This window comes from Microvenator marinus, assembly GCF_007993755.1.
In the GTDB taxonomy this organism is placed as follows: domain Bacteria; phylum Myxococcota_A; class Bradymonadia; order Bradymonadales; family Bradymonadaceae; genus Allomicrovenator; species Allomicrovenator marinus.
Genome location: NZ_CP042467.1, coordinates 1,879,367 through 1,898,645 on the forward strand (window position 1 = coordinate 1,879,367; position 19,279 = coordinate 1,898,645).

Here is a 19,279-nt window from a genome sequence, read left to right on the forward strand (position 1 = left end):
CTCTTTGCTACTTTGGGTGCACCATATCCGCGGGCACCACGGCAGCATCAAACTCCTCCGCGCTCATCAAATCAAGCTCAATGACCACTTGTTTGAGCGTCTTATCTTCGTCGAAGGCCTTTTTGGCCACTTTTGCCGCGTTATCGTAGCCGATATGCGGGTTGAGGGCCGTCACCAACATCAGCGAGCGCTGGAGGTTTTCCTCGATTTTCTGCCGATTGGGCTCAATCCCGACCACGCAATTTTCGCGGAAAGAATCACATGCATCTGTGAGCAGACGTGCGCTTTGCATCACGTTATGCGCGATCATCGGCAGGTAAACATTAAGCTCAAAATTGCCACTCGCCCCGGCAAAACCCACCGCGGCGTTGTTTCCGAAAATCTGACAACACACCATGGTCATCGCCTCAGCCTGTGTGGGATTGACCTTGCCGGGCATGATGCTCGACCCAGGCTCATTCGCCGGCAATCGGAGCTCGCTGATTCCACAGCGGGGCCCAGACCCTAGCCATCGGATATCATTCGCGATCTTAAAGAGTGAACCGGCAAGCGTGTTCATAGCGCCGTGTGCCTCAACCAGCGCCTCTTTGCCCGCGAGTTGCGCAAACTTATTCGGCGCTGAGAGGAAAGGGTAGCCTGTCAACTCCTCCAGTGTTTGCGCCACTTTCTCGGCATATCCTTCTTTGGTGTTGAGCCCGGTGCCTACCGCCGTACCACCGATGGCTAGTTCGTAGACCAACTCCAAAGCGTGCTCCAATGCGCGTAGGCTATAGTCGAGCTGAGCAGCATATCCCGAAAACTCTTGTCCAAGCGTCAGCGGCGTGGCGTCCATGAGGTGAGTTCGGCCAATCTTGACGATCCCCTTATAGGCCTCGGATTTTTCCTCGAGGGCATCGCGCAGGTTTCGCACGGCCGGCATCAACTCTTGCCTGAAGACGTCCGCGGTGGCCACATGAATGGCCGTTGGAAAACTGTCATTGGTTGACTGACTCTTATTCACATCATCATTCGGGTGAACCACACCTTTATCACCGCGTTTTCCGCCTAGAATTTCATTGGCGCGATTGGCGATCACCTCATTGGTGTTCATGTTCGTCTGAGTCCCTGAACCCGTCTGCCAAACTACGAGAGGAAACTCGTCGTCCCACTTACCTTCGATTACCTCTTGGGCCGCTTTCTGAATTGCATTCTTCTTCTCGGAATCCAGAACCCCTACATGTGCATTCGCCTCAGCAGCGGCGTACTTCACCATCCCCAGCGCCTTAATCATCGGGCGCGGCATGCGGTGCCCACCGATCTTAAAGTTCTGAATTGAACGCTGAGTTTGTGCGCCCCAATATCTCTCTTCAGGGACCTCAATGGCGCCCATGCTGTCGTATTCCGTACGTGTACCCATACTTATCGTCTCCTTCAAAAGTGGAATATTCTCCCCGCTTTGATGTTATGTATCCGCCGCCCGATTCAAGACGCGATAGAGCGTACGCACACTGATGCCGAGCTCCCTCGCGGCGAGCTCGCGGTGTCCGTCGTGGGCCTCCAAAGCTCGTTTCACCTCTTGAACGCTCACAGCTCTGGGCCTGCCCTGCGATCGCGGCTCAGTGGCCATCTCAGGTCTCCTCGACTGAATTGTGGGAGCACCCGAGACTCGGCTACGAATAAATGGCTGGAGATCGTGGGCCTCAATACGATCGGACTCCGCCATCGCAAGCCCAGCACTCATCACGTTCTGAAGCTCCCGCACATTTCCAGGCCAGTCGTGTCGAAGCACGAGCTCTGCCGCACCAACACTGAGGCTCGCGCTCTTTTTCTTCGACTTCAGAATCGCATTGGCAATGGGCACGATGTCTTCAGTACGCTCCCTCAGCGCAGGTACAGCGAGCGAAATCGCAGCGATTCGATAGTAGAGATCCTCTCGAAAATCCCCATTTTGGATCATCTTCTCAAGGTTTTTGTGGGTCGCCGCCACGATTCGAACGTCGACCTTTTCACTGCGCGTTGAGCCCACGCGCCTCACCACACCCTCTTGAAGCACGCGAAGCAACTTGACCTGCATGGCAAGCGGTAATTCTGCGATCTCATCCAAAAATAGCGTGCCCTTGTCGGCGGCCTGAAACATGCCGATTCGATCCTGAACGGCACCCGTAAATGCCCCCTTCACATGACCGAACATCTCGGATTCCATCAGGGTCTCGGTCAGCGCACCGCAGTTAAGAGCCACAAATGGCCCACGCGCCCTGCCTGACGCGTCGTGGATGGCGCGGGCGAGCAACTCTTTTCCGGTCCCGGACTCCCCGCAAATCACGACTGGAATCTCGGAAGCCCCAACCTTTTTGACCTTGATCAGAACCTCTTCCATCACGCGTGAAACCCACACCAAACCCTGAACCTGAGGGACCTTTGAAGCCCTGACGCGGACAACCTCATCCCTCAGACTCTCGATAGCCAACTCACGCTCACGGGCAATCGCGTCGAGCCTCTCGTTGGCCTCAGCGAGCTCGGCGCGTGAGTGCTCGAGTTTCGAGATTCGCTCAAGGTTCGTGAGCGCGAGCGCGACCTGATGACCGTAGGCCTCCATAAGGCGAGGAATCTGGCCGCTGAAAGCACCCGGCGTGTATCGATGGTCAAGATATAATGCGCCAAGCAGGCCATCTGCGTTTCGCACAGGAACACAGAGAACACTCGTCAGGTCCAGATCCACCACACTTCGCGCCGCCTGAAAACGCGCATCTTCCTTGGCATTGACGGTAGAAACCGTGCGCCCGGTTCGTGCCGCTTCTTCAGCGATTGTCTGGCTCACACCCTGGTCTTCGGCACCTTCAAGATCCATGTTTCGGCGCGCCGCAACCTTGAAATTTTTTCCCTCTCGCAGGAGCAAAAACGCCCGTTCGGCGCCGCTCAAACTCAGCGCGATATCAAGGGCTTCGTTTGCCATCTCGTCTAGACTTGTGGCGCGCAAAATGACTTCGTTGAACCCTAGCAGCCGGTAGAACACCTCTGCACTCTCGGGAGTCTGACTCGGCTGGACAGCCTTCTCAGGCGCTCGCACCGGCTCATCACGCCCCTCAACACCAGGAAGGCTCGCAAAGAAGTCGCGCCGAAGCTCCCTCGTCAACCCCATCGCAATGGCATTCCTGGAATCCTTCACGAGGCTCAAGACTTCTTCCTCGAGCTCCTCAAGCCCCTGCGAAATCAGGACTCTCATCAAGTGCGGCGACTCTTCCAAGACAAGCTTATGATGGCCGGCCGAGTGGGCTTCCTTAAGCGAACGCCTAAAGAGTTCGATACCCGACATCAGACTCGTATCGGTCTCAATTGCCCAGCCAAGTCTGGCACGTACAATGCCAAAAAGAGGACCGTGCTCAAGCACTCCACCATTCTCAATGGCCGTCCTCGCCTCTTCCACGATTTTTTCGGCGGCACGCGAATTTGCGTCGAGCTCTAGCTTGGCGGTCGCCAGCAGAATCTCCACACGCTGCGAAGGACTCGGGGCCTTGGACAAAGCCTCGCGATAGCGCGCCTTGGCGCCGTCTGGCTCCCCTCGTCTGGCCGCGAGGTCGCCCATTAGCGTCAAACACATCACTTCTGTGGTTCCAAGCCTGCTCGCCTCAGCGATAGCGGCCGCGCGCCTGACCAGCTCATCAGCCTCTTCGAAGCGCCCGAGAGTCAGGTCGATATTGCCCTGATTCGCCAAAAGGAGTGCGCGTGTGTTTGGCCTGGTGGAATCATGCGAAATGCGATTGCCACGCGCGTAAAACTCCCGCGCAAGACCTAGCCGCCCTTGCCGGTGGTACGCTGTTCCAGCATTCAAAAGATATGTGGGCAACTCACCATCAAGCCCCTCGGCTTCCACTATTTCGAGGGCTCGCACATACGCATCACAGGCCTCGTCGAGGCGACCAGCCCGTGTCAATCCGATTCCCCGATATGCGTGCAGCCGCGCTCTATAGAGGGGCGCGATATCCGGCAGCCGGACGCAATCCTCAAGCTCCTTGAGGGAATCGTGCTCCCCGCGCATCGCACGAGGCGCAGCCTTCAGAACACTTAGCCAACCGCTGGCATCAGGCCACGCTTTGGACGTCTCCAACGCATACCGTTCAGCATCATCAAAGCGCCCAGCTGAAAGCGAGAGTTGCGCCCTCCAAAGTCCTGCGTCAAATCCGTCGACGCCGTCCAGAACATCGAGTCCGTCAGCATGGCGCCCCAGCGCGTGAAAAAGCCGCGCAAGCTCCACGAAGAGCTTCTCGTCCCGAAGCGCGGCGGCGAGTTCCTCGATCTCTGGGGCACTCCTTGAGCCAAAAACCAGGGCGTCGGTCCAAGACTTAAGAACCTTTTCACGTTCAGCCTTCGCGCGGCGACGCGCCTTTAGCGCCTTGTATATCTGAGACGCAGTCTTGGAGAGTTCAGAGAAAGCACACGCCTGAATCATCGCCTCCGAGGTCTCCTCCCATTCGCGAGTCAAAGCCTTAAGCTGCGTGGTATCGAGAGCGGTTTTGGTAACGCCAGAACCCGCCCCAATCTCGGCGTTCAAGGCACGTAGCATGCCGCAAAGAGACTCCCCGTGTGCGCGGGTAAGCTCCTCAAATCTTTTCCTCGGAATGTCTCGAATCTCGGCACGGGTGCTTCGCGCGCGCCACGACTTCCAGAAGTCATTTTCCGAAATGCGGACCTGCAATACCTCGGCGGCTTCCAAAAGACCTCGGTGACCCACAACACGACCATTGGTGTATTTTTTGTACCAGGACGCCCAATCTTTTAAGTCCTGAGAATAGGCGTCTGCCGGGTCGGAAAAGACCACGAGTTGACGGGGAGACAAGACTTCCGCAAAGCGCCTGAACACCCTCAAACGGTCTCCGGTCAACGGTCCTACGGGTTTGCCACTCAACTCCTCGATCGACCGAATCAGCGGCTCCCAGAATGGTCCATCAGAAGCTCGGACCTGCAAAACCGTCTGCCCTTCCAACTCAAGTTGGCGGCAGGCGCGGTCCAACACAAGGCTTGCGGTATCTGCATCTGACACGAGCTCCAAAGAATCGGCAGAACGAATGGTGTCTAAGAAGGCGTCAAAAGAAGAAGGCCACGGTAATCCAACGGGAGCCACGGACGATTTGGCACCGAGCAGGCGTAACTGCTCTATAATCGACTCGATCTGCGGCCTCTCATCCGGAGCCGATTGAAAGACCCGAAAGAGCAGATCCCGTAGAGCCTTAGGGACTTTTTGAGACTTCCTAGGCTTCTTGCTTAAATGTGCACGGGCCCATGAACTAAGGTCCGCCGCCTGATACGGCCAATCGCCGTCAAACGCTCGGTAGATCAATGTGGCCAACGCGTAGACATCGGCCGAGGGACCAGGCGACGCGCCTTCCCATTGTTCAGGGGCCATCAGTGGGGCGCTACCGGCGACTTTTGGCCCGATCGTTGCGCCGATTCGCGTATCGATCAGAACGAGTCCAGACTCGGTCTGAATCACATTATTCGGCTGCAGATCGCCGTGAAACATGCCTTGTTCATGCAGGCCCGCAACGATTTGCGCCAGGCGCACAAGATCGTCCGGAGAAGGTTCGTGGACTTCCCACGTGGTGCCATCGACCCAATCGCGTTCGGCGATCAACCAGATGCCGTCGCGGTCTTTATCAAGGTAGAATCGTCTCCATGACGCACAACCATCCACGCTTGTGAGCCAAACATCGTCGGGGCTAAAGTCCCGAACTCTAACGCCCTTTCGAATCCGCTTCTCCTGGCCAGCTCGAAGAACCCACGTTCGCTCCCCATCTCTTTGCGAGATCAATTCCAAACTCATGGTATTAGCTTAGCCCATGAATAACCAACCCTCCAACTTCGTGTTTTTCCTCATCGGCGGCGCGCTACTCTCAGCCACCGCGGGATTCGTGGACGCCGCAACCATACTCGCCCCGGGCCAACTCGCCGTATCGCACGTCACAGGCTCGGTGGCCAAACTTGCCGTGGACACCGCCAGCGGAGGCTCATTGAGCACGGGACTGATATTTGGCGGCATCGGCGCGTTTTTCCTTGGAAGTGCGCTCAGCGGCGCCACCCTCGAGTCCACACAACTCAGACTCGGTCGCCGATACGGCGTACTTCTTTGCATCGAGGGACTGCTCTTGACCGCAGCCGCGCTACTCCTGATAAGCGGCGAGCCCAAAGGAGTGATCTTGGCAGCCGCGGCGTGTGGGTTGCAAAATGCGATGGCCACCCAATATAGCGGAGCCATCGTCAGAACCACCCATGTCACGGGCCTCGTCACCGACCTCGGCATCACGCTCGGCAAATGGGTTTCCAGAAAACCTGTCGAAAGCTGGCGCGCCATACTTCACACCACGTTGGCACTAAGTTTCGGCCTCGGAGCCTTCACCGGCGCGAAACTCTACGCAACCTATGGCGGCGCCATCCTCTTCGGGCCTGCGATCACGATTCTGCTACTCGGCGCTGCTTACGCGGCCCGCAAAAAGTAAAGCTGACAACCCACCAAGCCTGTCAAAACAAAGCACTTATGTCATGACATTAACAACCTACGTCATGACAATAAACAACCTACCCACCCACACAAACCATCTAGAAACAAAATAAATCAACCACTTAATCACAATCACAACATATGGCACGGAGATTGAACTAGTAGATGAACGTCACTTAAACACGAACCAAGGAGTTCATCATGTACCGATTGACACTAACCACCCTACTCGCCGCCTTGACCCTTAGCGCATGCGCTCAGGACGACGCTCCGATCCATATGCAAGATGCCGAGGGCGACGAATTCCGGCAGGGACTCATCACCACCGACGACATCGCGATGGAATTCAACACCGGCAACACAAGACAACAAGCCCTCGAAGGCCAGGTCAGCGTCATCGCGGCCCTCACCGCCGATTCGGTGATTTCCACCAATGCATGGGTCTTCGCACACATCCAGCTCATGCGCGCCATCAGCCTCTACCCACCCACACTTGAGGAAGAGAACGCACGCGTCTGGGAAGGAGAAGACAAAGGCAACTTCTACCGAGTCCGAATCGAGCGCGAGGATCGGGAAGAAGGCACCCATTTCACCTACTCATTCCACGGACGACTCGCCTCTGAGCCTGCTGAAGACCTGAGGCTGCTCTTAGACGGCGACATCCTCAGGACCAAGCTCGCACCGGACGCCGAAGGATTTGGGGTGGTTCGATTCTACTTCGACAACCTTTCCCACCTGGATCCAAACTCCGATGTGCAGGGCACGGCACGCGTGGCCTTCAGAAAACATGACGGCACACGGCAGGTGCACAATCGCATGGTCAACATGGTGGTCCCGGACGACCAGCAGTTTCCTGAATTCGCCGAGTTCGCCTACTCACAAGTACGTGGTGAAGGTGGTGAGCTTAGGTGGTTCTCACGCGGCGACGTCAAGAATGACGGCGAGCCTTTTGAGTACGTCACGGCACACTCCAAGTGGAACGCAGACTTCAGTGGGGTTGGGCTCGCCAATGCCTTCGGTGGCAGCATTGATGTTGATGGATGGACCCTCGTCGAGTGCTGGGGCACCACGCTGCACAAATCCTACGACCTCTTGAGCGTAGGCATGACAGATCTCGAATCGGGCGACCCCGAAAGCTGTGGAGGTAATTCCGACCAATTGGACCCTCCTCCGTTCTATGAGACACTGCCGAATGAAGATCCTGAGATTCCGGCGAGTCTATAAATCACGAACCAGGACCACGAACCATGCGCACCACTATTCTTAAAATCCTAGCTCTCGGCCTCATCGGATGTGGCCCTTTGGTCACTGAACCCATGCCCGATATTCCGCAAACCGTGAAGTACGAGACGGTTCGCATTGAGTACGGAAACGACGACCTCCTTCCCGACTCCGAATCGCGCCAACAAGAGCTCGTCGGAGACATCAGCAACGTCGCGCTCATCACGCAGGCTCTGGTGCGCGGGACAAACCGTGTGGTGCGCGCCCAGCTCTTCCTCGTAGATGCTATTTCGCGGTTTCGGCCGTCGTCGTTCACCCAGAATTCGTGGACCTGGGAGTCCCAAGAGGAGCGCTACTCTCGACTCGACCTGACGCGCACCTCGCCAGAAGACGAGTCCGTGGAATACGAACTTCTGGTCGGCCCAACAAAAGATGAGGCGCGCGTGGTCTTGTCGGGGGAATTCACGAACTTTGACCCTGAAGGGCCCTTGCAGTCTGGAGAGGGCTTGCTCAGATTTAACTTCGATAACGACCCAGATTCGGTATCCACAGGGAGTATCTCCATCGCGTTCCGCGCCGCAAACGGGGTTCGGCAGGTGCGCGTCGCGTTCTTCGAATTCCAAGAGACTCCGGACACGCCGGCCCAAAGTGCCCTTTACGAGTACACTCAGTTTGAGGATGGCCGTGGAAACTTTGACTACGCGGCGCGCCAGGACTTCCTCAAAGATGGAGACCCATTGGAGCTCGTCTCCATGAGCACCGCCTGGACCTCGGAGCAATCCGGCCGTGCGGCAGCGCGTATTGAGGGCGGAAGTCTTCAAGTCAACGAAGTCCTACTCGATGAGTGTTGGGACGAGGCCTCGCGCGTCCTCTGGGCTGACGCCACACCCAACCTTCCGAACTACGATGATGGTGAGGAAGATGCGTGTGACGCTGCGCTCCAGGGCGTCTCACTTTCGCCTCCCGAAGTCGTGGTCCCCACTGCAGATCCAGCCATCCCAGCCCCTCATCCACAAGAGTAGAATCAGACTTCGTAGTTGATCGAGTCCGCACCATCCCGTATCAGGCAAGTTTCAGACTCGCACTAGGCCTGAACTATGTTTGAACAACGACTCGCAAAGCGCACGAAGCATCTAAAGAAATTCGCCAAGAAGTGGCCGACGGATGCGTTCCGAGTCTACGACCGCGACATCCCCGAGTACCCGTGGACGGTGGATTTCTATGGCGATCATCTGCTCCTTCAGTACTTCGAAACTCGAACCTCTGAAGGTCAGACGGAGACCATTCCGGACATCTGCGCGGAACTCTTGGAAATCCCAAAGAAGAACGTTCATCTCAAGGTCAGGAGACGGAGATCCGGCACGCAGCACGAGAAACTCGCAGCCAAGAAGCTTGAGTTTGAAGTCTTTGAGGACGACCACAAATTTCTGGTCAACCTAGACGATTACATCGACACAGGGCTTTTCCTCGATCACCGCAATATGCGCCGAGAAGCGGCACGACTGGTCAAAGAACACCCGTCCAGGCGTCCGGATGTTCTGAACCTATTCTCGTACACTGGAGCCTTTAGTGTGTGGTGCGCCGCAGCCGGCGCCAAAGTCACCTCCGTAGACCTCTCAAACACCTATCAAGATTGGGCAGAGCGAAACTTTAAGCTCAACAAGCTAGACCCGGCCAAACACCTATTCGAGCGCTCAGACGCCACACGTTGGCTTCCACAGGCTCGCGTCAAAGATGCGTATGACCTCATCATTCTAGACCCGCCCACGTGGTCGCGCTCCAAACGTATGGATACGGATTTTGACATCCAGCGCGACCATGTCTTCTTGCTCAAACATTGCGTACGCCTGCTTCGACCCGGTGGCACCCTGCTCTTCTCAACCAACTTGACGAGCTTCAAACTCGACAAGGAAAACTCTCCGATGGAGCTCGAAGAAACCACACAATGGAGCGTTCCCGAGGACTTCCGCTCTGGAATTCATCGCTCGTTTAAGGGCACGAAATGAAGCGGCCAACCGCCGAAATGCTGATCAGCGCCTACTCACAAGGAATCTTTCCGATGGCGCACGAAGACGCCGATTGGGACGTCTTTTGGTACGCCCCGGACCCACGCACCATCATCGAATTTGACGAGTTTCACGTTCCAAAAAGGCTTGGCCGGACCGTCAGACAAGGAAAGTTTGAGGTGCGTTTCTCCACGGCATTCGAACAGGTCATGCGCGAGTGCGCTCAACCAAGACCGCACGACGGCATCTGGATTTCGGAGGGACTCATCGAGGCCTATTGCGAACTCCACGAGCTCGGATTCGCGCACTCGGTGGAATGTTGGCAGGACGACGAGCTCGTAGGCGGACTCTACGGAGTGGCGCTTCGCGGCTTATTTGCTGGGGAATCCATGTTTCACAAGGTCACGGATGCCTCCAAGGTCGCACTCGTGCATCTGGTCGAACGACTGCAAGAAAAGGGGTTTGTTCTTCTCGACACCCAGTTCACCACTGCCCACCTCGCGAAGTTCGGCGCCAAGGAGATTCCCCGCGCGGAATATGAAAGGCGCGTGAGTATGGCCATGAACGTTGACGCTCACTTCATTTAATCACTTGCCTCTGACCACTCTCGTCCTTATGTTGCCCGGGTCTAGCTCCGTAGGTAGTGAAATATGGGATTTTTGGACTTTTTATTTGATAAAGAACAGGCAGAGAAGAAACGGCTCGCCAAAATGCTAAAGACCGTCACGAACATGTATGTTCAGCCGACGGAGCGCCAATTTGTGCTCGCTGAGCTCAAAGAAATGAACAATGAAGATTCGCTAAAAATCCTGCTCGCAAGGTTTAACGAATCCTCACACAACTCCACAGTCGACCTTGAGGAAAAGGAATTCGTACACGAGTCCATCGTTGAAATGGTTCGGCTGAATTCCGCCTTGGTTCCTGTGATCAGAGAACACGTTTTAAAGGCGCAAGACCACGTCAACTGGCCGCTCAAAATCCTCCAAGATATCTATTCGACGGACGAGATGGCGGACTTCCTTCGCGAACTCCTCGAATCCGCTCATACAGAGTACGAGCGCGATCCGGAGAAGAAGCAAGAGGTGATTCTTCGCTCGGCCGAGTTTAAGAACGAGGCGTTGGCCAAAGAGATTACGCGCTTCCTTGACGATGCAAACGAGACCATCCGGTACCTCACGGTGGAGACTTTGATCGTGCAAGATTTCGACTTTTTGGCAGAGCCAATGTCGAAACGACTGGCCGAAGAAGACTCCTTGCGCATCATCCAGAAGATGGCTCTAGCGTTCTCGAATCGGCGTCATTGGACCGTGCCGGACGAGTCTCGCGAGGCAGTCGCATCTGTGCTTCCTTCAGAGTATAATCTGCACAAAGACGGCTATATTCACTCTCGCAGGACCTGATGCTCGAATTCGCCCTACATGACCATCAAACCTTGGCTTTGGGCGTTTCGTGGCCGCATTGGATGCAGAAGAATGCCCCGGTTGACCGCGTGGTTCTGGCGAGTGGCGAAGCGGTAAACGGCATCCGAACACCGGTAAGGGTTCTCGGTGTGTGGACTCACCCTCATAAATTTGAGCGTGGGAAAACCTTTTCCGACGCCCGCGAAGGCGTTGTGGAGGGATCTGCGTGGGGCCTCTTCGAAGCCGAAAAACTGATCCGAATGGCGCTCGCACAAAGCGTCTTCGCGTTCGAATTCCTGACGTCACACGCGCTTCTCGGCGAAACACGGCCCTTTGATACGAGAAAGGTGCTCCGGAGCGTCATCACGCAGGAGCTGGTGGACAATCTTGTGGCCGAGTCCACTTACCGTCCATGGACCGAACTCAAGGCCGATGACCTGCGCGCCGCCGCCGCGATGCTCGTTCAAGCCGCCTGCCTCTCACATGGGGTTGCAACCTTGCATGTTCCAACGGCTTTGAAGGTGCTGGAGCTCGAAGCACCCGAACACGATGATGGATGGCGAGCGATTGAGTCAAAACTAAAAGCCAAGATCCAAGAGGACCGACTACCCCGCGTGCTAGGCGGCCGAGACGAGGTTTTCGCCTGGCTCGAGTCCCGAATGGCTGAGGTCCGGCCATGAATCAAATTCTCCTCATCGGCAGGCGAACTAAAGACGTGGCGTCCTGGCTTGAGGCCTCGTTTGATGCGGTCTTGAACGAAGCACGCCTTCCCGCAGCAGGCCTTAGAGAGCTCGATGCCACGCCGCCTGACGTCATCATTCTAGCGGACGACGACTCGGCGCGCATGGTCACCATGCTCGAGGCCATTCGTGAACGCCCCCTCGGAAAACTCGTTCCGGTGGTCATCGTCTCCGAAGACCGAGCGCCTGAGAACACCCTCGACGTGCTCGCCTGGGTAGCGGCATCCGAGTACCAAAAGCTGATCGACCTCATCGCCCACGAAGTGGAGATCCCCAAGAAACAAGCAGGAACTACGGAGCACTCTCAAGCGGACTACGTGCTCGAGGACCTGGACGAAATCCTTGAGTCTGAGCCTCCTCAACCACCTGCACGATTCAGAACGTCCGAAATCTTTGCCGCCAGACTTGAGGCCAGAGAAGAGAGTGAGCTGGACGCTTCGGACGTGAAGAAGAAATTGAAGATCGTTCGGCACGAGGATTATTTCTCCATCTTGGAGGTCCCGAGGGGTGCACAAACTCCAATGATCCGAGAGGCCTTCCAGAAACAAATGGCGCGTTTTGACCACAAGAGTGTTGCGTTCGAGATTGCCCATGCTTTACACGCCGAAATAGAAGAAATACGGGACGCGTTGGAAGACGCGTGGGCCGTGCTAGGTGACGCGAAACTTCGCACAACCTACCTCGAAAAGACTACGAGACGCTGAGAAGTTCTATGGCTATCCGAGATATCGTTTTTTTCCCCAACCAAGTCCTGACTACGCCGACGAAGAAGGTTGAGAGTTTTGATGATGAACTCAAGACGCTCGTGGCAGACATGGCCGAAACTATGTACGACGCGCCTGGAATTGGCCTAGCGGCGCCTCAGGTGGGTGTTTTGCAACGGGTCGCCGTGATCGATATCGCGCGAGGAGAAGAGGAGCGCGACCTCCTCGTTTTGGTCAATCCCGAAATCGTCCACAGGGAAGGCAAGATCCTCTGGGAGGAAGGCTGTCTCTCCATTCCTCAAGTTTATGAGAAAATCGAGCGGTCAAAACAAGTGACCGTGAGGGCGCAAGACGAGAACGGAGAAACCTTCGAGATTGAGGCCGATGAGCTCTTGGCGGTCGCGTTACAACACGAGATCGACCACCTCGACGGGGTTTTGTTTTTCGACCGAATGAGCCAACTCAAGCGCACACGCGCCCTGAAGAAATACAAGAAGGTTATGGAAAATCGCGCCCTTGAGGCCGAAGAAGCTCAGGCCGAAGGTGATGCGTCGTGAGCCTTAGAGTCGTCTATATGGGAACGCCCGAGTTTGCGACCCCTGCCTTGCAAGCTCTTATCGACTCCCACCACCAAGTCGTTGGGGTCTTTACTCAGCCGGACAGGCCGAGTGGTCGTGGGAAAAAACTCACGCCGCCACCTGTGAAAGTTCTGGCAGAATCGCACGCGATACCAGTTTTTCAGCCGGAAAAGGTGCGAAAGAACGACGAAGTCTTTGAGCAGCTCCAGGCCCTCGAGCCAGATATCGCGGTCGTTGCTGCGTACGGACAGATCCTTCCCCAGCGAATCCTAGACGTGCCTAAATTCGGCTGCGTCAACATCCATGCCTCTTTGCTGCCAAAGTACCGTGGCGCATCGCCGATTCAAGCCGCTGTTGTGGCCGGCGAGTCTGAAACAGGGGTGACGATCATGCAGATGGAGGCGGGGCTCGACACCGGCCCGGCCATCCAAATGAAGTCCATCCCGATTGACCCACTCCACACATCGCAAGATGTCCACGACCAGCTCGCAGCTCTTGGGGCTACGATGATTGTGGGGGTCTTGGATGATATCGAAGCGGGAACGGCAATGAGAACGCCGCAGGATGACGCGCTATCGAGCTACGCGCCCATGTTGAAGAAGGAAGACGGCATCCTGAATTTTGCACACTCTGCCGTGGCCGTCGCAAACAAGATCCGCGGCCTTAACCCATGGCCTGGCGCCCAAGCGACCCTGGTGAAGGACGGCACGGAATCTCGCGTGAAGATCCACCTCGCACGCCCAACCACTGAGAAAAAACCTGGCGTGGGCAAGGTCGAGACGGACGGAAAATCTCTCTTCATAGGCTGCCTCGACGGCGCAATTGAAGTTCTAGAACTTCAGCCTTCCGGGTCGCGCGCCATGAAGACGCGCGACTTCCTAAACGGCACCCCACTCACCAGCTCCGACTACTTCCGATAAATTCATGCCTAGAAACACAGCATTCCACGTACTCCAGCGAGTGGAGGAAGGTGCGTATTCACATATTGCACTGAGCTCGGCGCTCGATCGGGCACAACTCGAACCGCGCGATCGTGGCCTTGCGACCCACCTGGTCTACGCCACCTTGACGTGGCAACAAGCGCTCGATTCGCTCATCAATCGAAGCCTGTCCAAGGGTGTGAAGGTAGACACGGCAACCCGTATCATCCTGCGCCTCGGAGTGGTTCAGCTTTACTTTATGGACCGGATCCCCGAACACGCGGCCGTGAGTGAGGCCGTTGAAATGGCCAAGAAGCGGAGCTCAGAGAAGCTCGTAAACGCTGTCTTGAGACGTTTGAGTAAGGACCGAGAGCTCTGGTACCGAGAGACCGATAAATCGTCGAAACCCGCACGCTACCTCAGTGCGAAGTGGTCATTCCCAACCTGGCTCGCCAATCGAATGGTGCAGCAGCTCGGGGAAGAAGAAGCTGAAAAATGGATGGAGGTCATGAACCAGCCACCGCCGATTTGGCTTCGATCAAGGACTAATGAACTTCAGGACAATACGCCGCCGGGCGCACTCAAAGTCGACGAGCTCGGCCCGTACATGGAAGGGCTCAAGGAAGGAACTTGGGTGGTTCAAGACCTCGCTGCACAGCTCGTGGGGCATCTTGTAGGCGTAGAGCCAGGAATGACGGTTTGGGACGCGTGTGCAGGCCTCGGCGGCAAAGCTCTTCACTTAGCCGATCTGCGGGCAAAGGTGGTGGCGTCCGATCCAAGTACATCCAAGCTGGACCTGCTACGCAAAGCCCACGGCGACGTTGAGATTTTGGAGGGCAAGGCTCAGGATCTCGCGCCGACACTCCCCAAGTTTGATTGTGTGCTTTTAGATGCCCCCTGCACGTCGCTCGGTGTGATTCGACGCCACCCGGAAACCCGATGGACACGCCTCGAACACCACATCACGAACCTCGCTAAGATACAGTCCGAATTGCTGGACGCTGTGGCGCCACGCGTCAAACCGTCTGGCCTTCTCGTCTACAGCGTGTGTACGTTTACGCGTGAGGAGACCTCCAAACAGGTCGAAAACTTCCTAAAACGCCATCCTGATTTTGAGCAGGATGGTCCGTTTCTGGTCACCACACCTGTGGAACACGATTCCGATGCCTTCTTTGCCGCAAGACTCAGGAGAAAGTCATGACTTCACCGATACTTATCGCCCCTTCGATTTTGGCTTCGGACTTTGCACGCCTCAAAGACGAATGTCAGGCCGTGCTCGACGGCGGTGCTGACTGGCTTCACGTAGATGTGATGGATGGACATTTTGTGCCGAATCTGACGATTGGTTTGCCCGTCGTAGAGGCGCTCCGGCACCATTTCCCGGACGTCTTCCTAGACGTACACATCATGATTTCGAATCCGGACGACATGGCTGAGGCCTACGCGAAGGCTGGCGCAGATCTGGTCTCGTTCCATCCCGAGGTCAGCAAGCACCCTCATCGCATCATACAGGCGCTTCATCAGGCAGGCGCAAAGGCGTCCTTGGCCATCAATCCGGGCACTCCACTCGATGTTGTAGACTACCTCGCTGAAGACCTCGACATGGTGCTGATCATGAGTGTCAATCCGGGTTTTGGCGGCCAAAAATTCATCCCATCTACGATTAGAAAGTTGCAGGAGCTCCGGCAAAAACTTGCGGTCCTCGGTAAAGCCGAGATGGACGTTCAGGTAGACGGTGGAGTAAATACAAAGAATATTGGTCAAATTTGCGCAGCCGGCGCCAATATCCTGGTGGCTGGAAGCGCCATATTCAATACCGACGACTACGCAGCCACGATCTCAAAACTGCGTTCAAACGCGAGTGGAGCATGAGGAAAATTTCGGACATCCAGAGACCTAGCGCCGAAATTCGATTCGCCGACGAACTGGCAATCCTCAAAGATTGGGACCAAAACCGAGCCAAACCCGAGGGGTGGAAACTCTCTCCACAGGCCGTGGTGCGCTTTGTGCTCGGTGACGACCAGCTCGGCGTGCAGGAGAAATTTGTCGGCACGAGGAGGTTCATCGAGCGATGTATCGTCTCGCTAGCCACCCAACGCGGTCTGATGCTGATCGGCGAGCCTGGCACAGCCAAGAGCTATTTGAGTGAACTCCTTGCGGCAGCCGTTTCGAGCGACTCAACCCTGACCATTCAAGGGAGCGCAGGAACCACCGAAGACGATATCAAGTACTCGTGGAATTACGCGCTCTTGATGAGCGAAGGCCCAACCGAGCGCGCGCTCGTGCCCTCCCCGCTCTACACCGGCATGCAACGGGGTGGGATCGTCCGCTTCGAAGAGATCACGCGATGCCCTCTTGAGATCCAAGACACCCTGCTCTCGGTCATGAGCGACCGCGTGCTTATGGTTCCGGAGTTCAAAAGCGATGAGCGCCTCGTGTTTGCACGGCCCGGCTTCAATGTCATCGCGACCGCAAATACTCGAGACCGCGGCGTGAACGAAATGTCCGTGGCTTTGAAGCGGCGCTTCAACTTCGAGACCGTTCATCCGATCTCGGATATCTCGCTCGAGATGGAGTTGGTTCAGAGAGAAACCAACGCGCTCTTCGAAGAAGCCGGCGTGCCGCTTCGGCTTGATGAGCGCCTTACCGAAGCGCTCGTCGTCACATTCCACGAGATCAGAAGCGGCAAGTCCATGAGCGGCAAAGCCGTAGAGTCGGTCTCAACGGTGATGAGTACAGCCGAGGCCGTCTCGGTGGCCTTCGCTTCCGGATTACACGCGTACTATTTTGGTCAGACTCAGATCGGCCTCGACCAGATCGTGGACAACCTTGTGGGCTCGGCCATCAAGGAAAACCCCGAAGATATCAAGCGACTCAAAGCCTACTTCGACCATGTTGTCGCGGAACGAAAGCGCGGCGTCTGGACCGAATTCTACGAAGCAGCAAAGGGCCACCATGACCTTGGACGTGGACCACATTCTCCAAAATAGAGAAGGAATTCACTTCTTTCCGGTCCGTCACTCGAGCCCGGCTGCCGCTCGAATGCTGAGGCTCTATGCGCGCCAGATCCAACCCTCAGTAATCCTGATTGAGGGCCCGAGCGAGTTCAACCCGAGCCTGGATGAGCTCTATCTGGCACACGAGCTCCCGATTGCCATCTACACCTATGTGCGCTTCGAAAACGCTTCGCGCGCATCCGCATTCTACCCGCTGGCCGAGTTTTCGCCGGAGTGGCAGGCGCTCAAAGCGGCTCAGGAGCTCGGCGTCAAAGCCCGATTTATCGACCTCCCCTGGGTGGACCTTTCGCAAATCACCAACGAGTCCCACCGCTACTCAGACCGCCACTTTTTGAAGAATCCCTATCCGGAACGACTCGCTCAAGAGCTCGGTGTGCAGGGGTTTGATGAGGTTTGGGATGTGCTCTTTGAACTCGACCCAGACTTGAACACAGAGTCTTACCTGAGGCGCGCTCATACATTTTGTCTTCACCTCCGGCTCTCGTCGGGCGATGAAAGTACCGAAAACCGCGCCCGAGAAGAGTTTATGGTGCGCGAGATTCAAGAGGCTCGCGCACGTCTTGATGGTCCGATTCTCGTGGTCACGGGCGGCTTCCACTCTAGCGGCCTATACTCAAGGCTTTTCGATGTTGAGCTCAATTCGTTGGATTTAGAGAGGGTAGAGATCTTCTCTCCAGACATTCCAGATGAGCCCGAAGAGCCCGAAGAGCCCGAAGAGGAGCCATCGGCGGCGCCGGACCTAAGCGTGGAGTACTCGGGCGCAACGCTCACGCCGTTTACGTACAAGCGCATCGACGCCATCAGCGGCTATCAAAGTGGCGTTCAGGGCCCTGGATTCTACGAGTACGTTTTTCGAACTCGGAACGAGGGAAAAACCATAGACAGCCTTGAGATTCTGCAATCCATTGTGAGCCGACTTCGCGACAAACAACAGATCTTGAATACAGCGGACCTCATTGCCGTTCAGAACTTCGCGCAGGCGATGGCGGGTCTACACAGCCGCAAAGAAGTCTGGCGATTCGACCTCATGGACGCCATCGAAGCCACCTTGGTCAAGGACTCGAGCCTGCTACATCCCGTGGTCGCCGAGGCCCGCCACGTGCTCACGGGAAGCCGACGAGGCACCATTGCCAAGGGTGCAAGCCTTCCGCTCCTCTTTACGAACACTCTGAAGGAGTTGGAAGAAAAGGGACTCGGCCTTGCTGAGGAGCCTGCCCATATCGAACTCAACCTCGAGTTCGCTGAGGATCGGGCGCGATCGCACACCCTTCATCGGCTGAGAGAACTCGAGATTCGCGGCGTGGATTTCGAAGGGGGTACGGACTTCTACTCGCGCGAAGATTTGAGCGAAATTTGGGAGAGCTGGACTTTAAAGTGGATTCCGGAATTCGACGGAACGCTCATCGAAGCAGCGATTTGGGGCGCGGACTTATCCGAGGCCTCAGCCGCCCATCTGACCTCACGCGCAGCCAAGCCCAACCTCAGCGCGTCGGGGTTCACGGAATTGGTGGTGGATGCGACCTTGATGGGAGTTCGAGATCTTGCGGGCGACCTTTTGGCACGCGTGGGCCAACGCCTGAGCGCGGAAACCGATGTCTTTGAACTAGGCCACGGGCTTTCGCACCTCGTCTTCCTGACGCGTCATGCGGAATTGCTCGGTACCGCGGATCCTTCTCAGACCTTGACGCTCGTCCGTGCGGCCTTTCTTCGCACACTCGCCCTTCTGGACAATCTCGGGTTCGTACAAGACCGAGATAACGACCAGATGCGCCTCTTTGAGACCCTTCACTCGACCGCCGTTCAATGGTTCAAAGAAGAGCGTCCGTGGGATCTTTTCGCCGAGACACTTGGACGCATCGCCTTTGACACCTCAAAGCGTCCGCTCACGAGGGGCCTCGCGCTTGGGTCACTTTTTCGCGAAGACCTCGTGCAGGCGGAAGCCATTCGCCAGGCGCTCGACTCGTTCCTCGACCCTATGGAGCTCGCCGATTTCTTGGTCGGACTGTTCTTCATGGCGCGAATTGCCGTCCAGAGAGACCCAAACTTCATCCTGACCCTCGACCTGGTGGTCTCCGAAGCCAACGAACTCAGCTTTTTGGAGATGCTTCCCGGTCTGCGTCTCGCGTTCACGTTCTTTTCGCCTAATGAAAAACACCAAATCGTCGACACGCTTTTTCGCGACGAGGCCGAGGAGAGTGGGGAAGACGCATCGGCACTTGAG

At 56.3% G+C, this 19,279-nt stretch carries 15 protein-coding genes and 1 pseudogene; 14 read left to right on the forward strand and 2 right to left on the reverse strand.

The window, feature by feature from the left end:
• Positions 1-7 precede the first annotated feature (7 nt).
• Positions 8-1,396 carry a class II fumarate hydratase gene (fumC, locus tag FRD01_RS07920; RefSeq protein WP_146958856.1) on the reverse strand — a complete coding sequence of 463 codons (1,389 nt, stop codon included), beginning with the start codon at positions 1,394-1,396 and terminating at the stop codon, positions 8-10.
• A gap of 45 nt (positions 1,397-1,441) precedes the next feature.
• The gene (locus FRD01_RS07925; protein ID WP_146958857.1) at positions 1,442-5,797 is read right to left on the reverse strand and encodes a sigma 54-interacting transcriptional regulator; all 4,356 of its coding nucleotides are present in this window, start codon (positions 5,795-5,797) and stop codon (positions 1,442-1,444) included.
• 16 nt (positions 5,798-5,813) lie between these two features.
• On the opposite strand from FRD01_RS07925, the gene FRD01_RS07930 reads away from it, so the two are divergent.
• The 14 genes and pseudogenes from FRD01_RS07930 to FRD01_RS24855 form a co-directional block, all read left to right on the forward strand.
• Positions 5,814-6,470, forward strand: coding sequence for a YoaK family protein (locus FRD01_RS07930; RefSeq protein WP_146958858.1), 657 nt, complete (start codon positions 5,814-5,816; stop codon positions 6,468-6,470).
• 203 nt (positions 6,471-6,673) lie between these two features.
• Positions 6,674-7,696, forward strand: a complete 1,023-nt coding sequence (locus tag FRD01_RS07935; RefSeq protein ID WP_146958859.1) for a hypothetical protein — start codon at positions 6,674-6,676, stop codon at positions 7,694-7,696.
• Between the two features lie 23 nt (positions 7,697-7,719).
• Positions 7,720-8,715 (forward strand): hypothetical protein, encoded by a 996-nt coding sequence (locus tag FRD01_RS07940; RefSeq protein ID WP_146958860.1) that lies wholly within the window; start codon positions 7,720-7,722, stop codon positions 8,713-8,715.
• A 75-nt stretch (positions 8,716-8,790) separates the two neighbouring features.
• Complete coding sequence (locus tag FRD01_RS07945; protein ID WP_146958861.1) at positions 8,791-9,699, forward strand: class I SAM-dependent methyltransferase; 909 nt, start codon at positions 8,791-8,793, stop codon at positions 9,697-9,699.
• Positions 9,696-10,286, forward strand: coding sequence for a leucyl/phenylalanyl-tRNA--protein transferase (gene aat, locus FRD01_RS07950; protein WP_146958862.1), 591 nt, complete (start codon positions 9,696-9,698; stop codon positions 10,284-10,286). Before FRD01_RS07945 ends, aat begins: the two co-directional genes overlap by 4 nt.
• A gap of 63 nt (positions 10,287-10,349) precedes the next feature.
• Complete coding sequence (locus FRD01_RS07955) at positions 10,350-11,099, forward strand: hypothetical protein (protein ID WP_146958863.1); 750 nt, start codon at positions 10,350-10,352, stop codon at positions 11,097-11,099.
• Positions 11,099-11,779 (forward strand): hypothetical protein, encoded by a 681-nt coding sequence (locus FRD01_RS07960; protein WP_146958864.1) that lies wholly within the window; start codon positions 11,099-11,101, stop codon positions 11,777-11,779. Before FRD01_RS07955 ends, FRD01_RS07960 begins: the two co-directional genes overlap by 1 nt.
• On the forward strand, positions 11,776-12,543 hold the full coding sequence (locus tag FRD01_RS07965; RefSeq protein WP_146958865.1) for a hypothetical protein: 768 nt from the start codon (positions 11,776-11,778) through the stop codon (positions 12,541-12,543). Before FRD01_RS07960 ends, FRD01_RS07965 begins: the two co-directional genes overlap by 4 nt.
• 8 nt (positions 12,544-12,551) lie before the next feature.
• Positions 12,552-13,100, forward strand: a complete 549-nt coding sequence (gene def, locus FRD01_RS07970; RefSeq protein WP_146958866.1) for a peptide deformylase — start codon at positions 12,552-12,554, stop codon at positions 13,098-13,100.
• A complete protein-coding gene (fmt, locus tag FRD01_RS07975; RefSeq protein WP_249756104.1) occupies positions 13,097-14,041 on the forward strand; it encodes a methionyl-tRNA formyltransferase in 945 nt (314 codons plus the stop codon). Before def ends, fmt begins: the two co-directional genes overlap by 4 nt.
• Before the next feature lie 4 nt (positions 14,042-14,045).
• Positions 14,046-15,242 (forward strand): transcription antitermination factor NusB, encoded by a 1,197-nt coding sequence (locus FRD01_RS07980; RefSeq protein ID WP_146958867.1) that lies wholly within the window; start codon positions 14,046-14,048, stop codon positions 15,240-15,242.
• On the forward strand, positions 15,239-15,913 hold the full coding sequence (rpe, locus tag FRD01_RS07985) for a ribulose-phosphate 3-epimerase (protein WP_146958868.1): 675 nt from the start codon (positions 15,239-15,241) through the stop codon (positions 15,911-15,913). The genes FRD01_RS07980 and rpe overlap by 4 nt, the downstream gene beginning before the upstream one ends.
• The gene (locus FRD01_RS07990) at positions 15,910-17,031 is read left to right on the forward strand and encodes an ATP-binding protein (protein WP_146958869.1); all 1,122 of its coding nucleotides are present in this window, start codon (positions 15,910-15,912) and stop codon (positions 17,029-17,031) included. The genes rpe and FRD01_RS07990 overlap by 4 nt, the downstream gene beginning before the upstream one ends.
• 52 nt (positions 17,032-17,083) lie before the next feature.
• Positions 17,084-19,249 (forward strand): annotated as a pseudogene (locus FRD01_RS24855) (DUF5682 family protein); the annotation flags it as partial.
• Between the last annotated feature and the right edge of the window lie 30 nt (positions 19,250-19,279).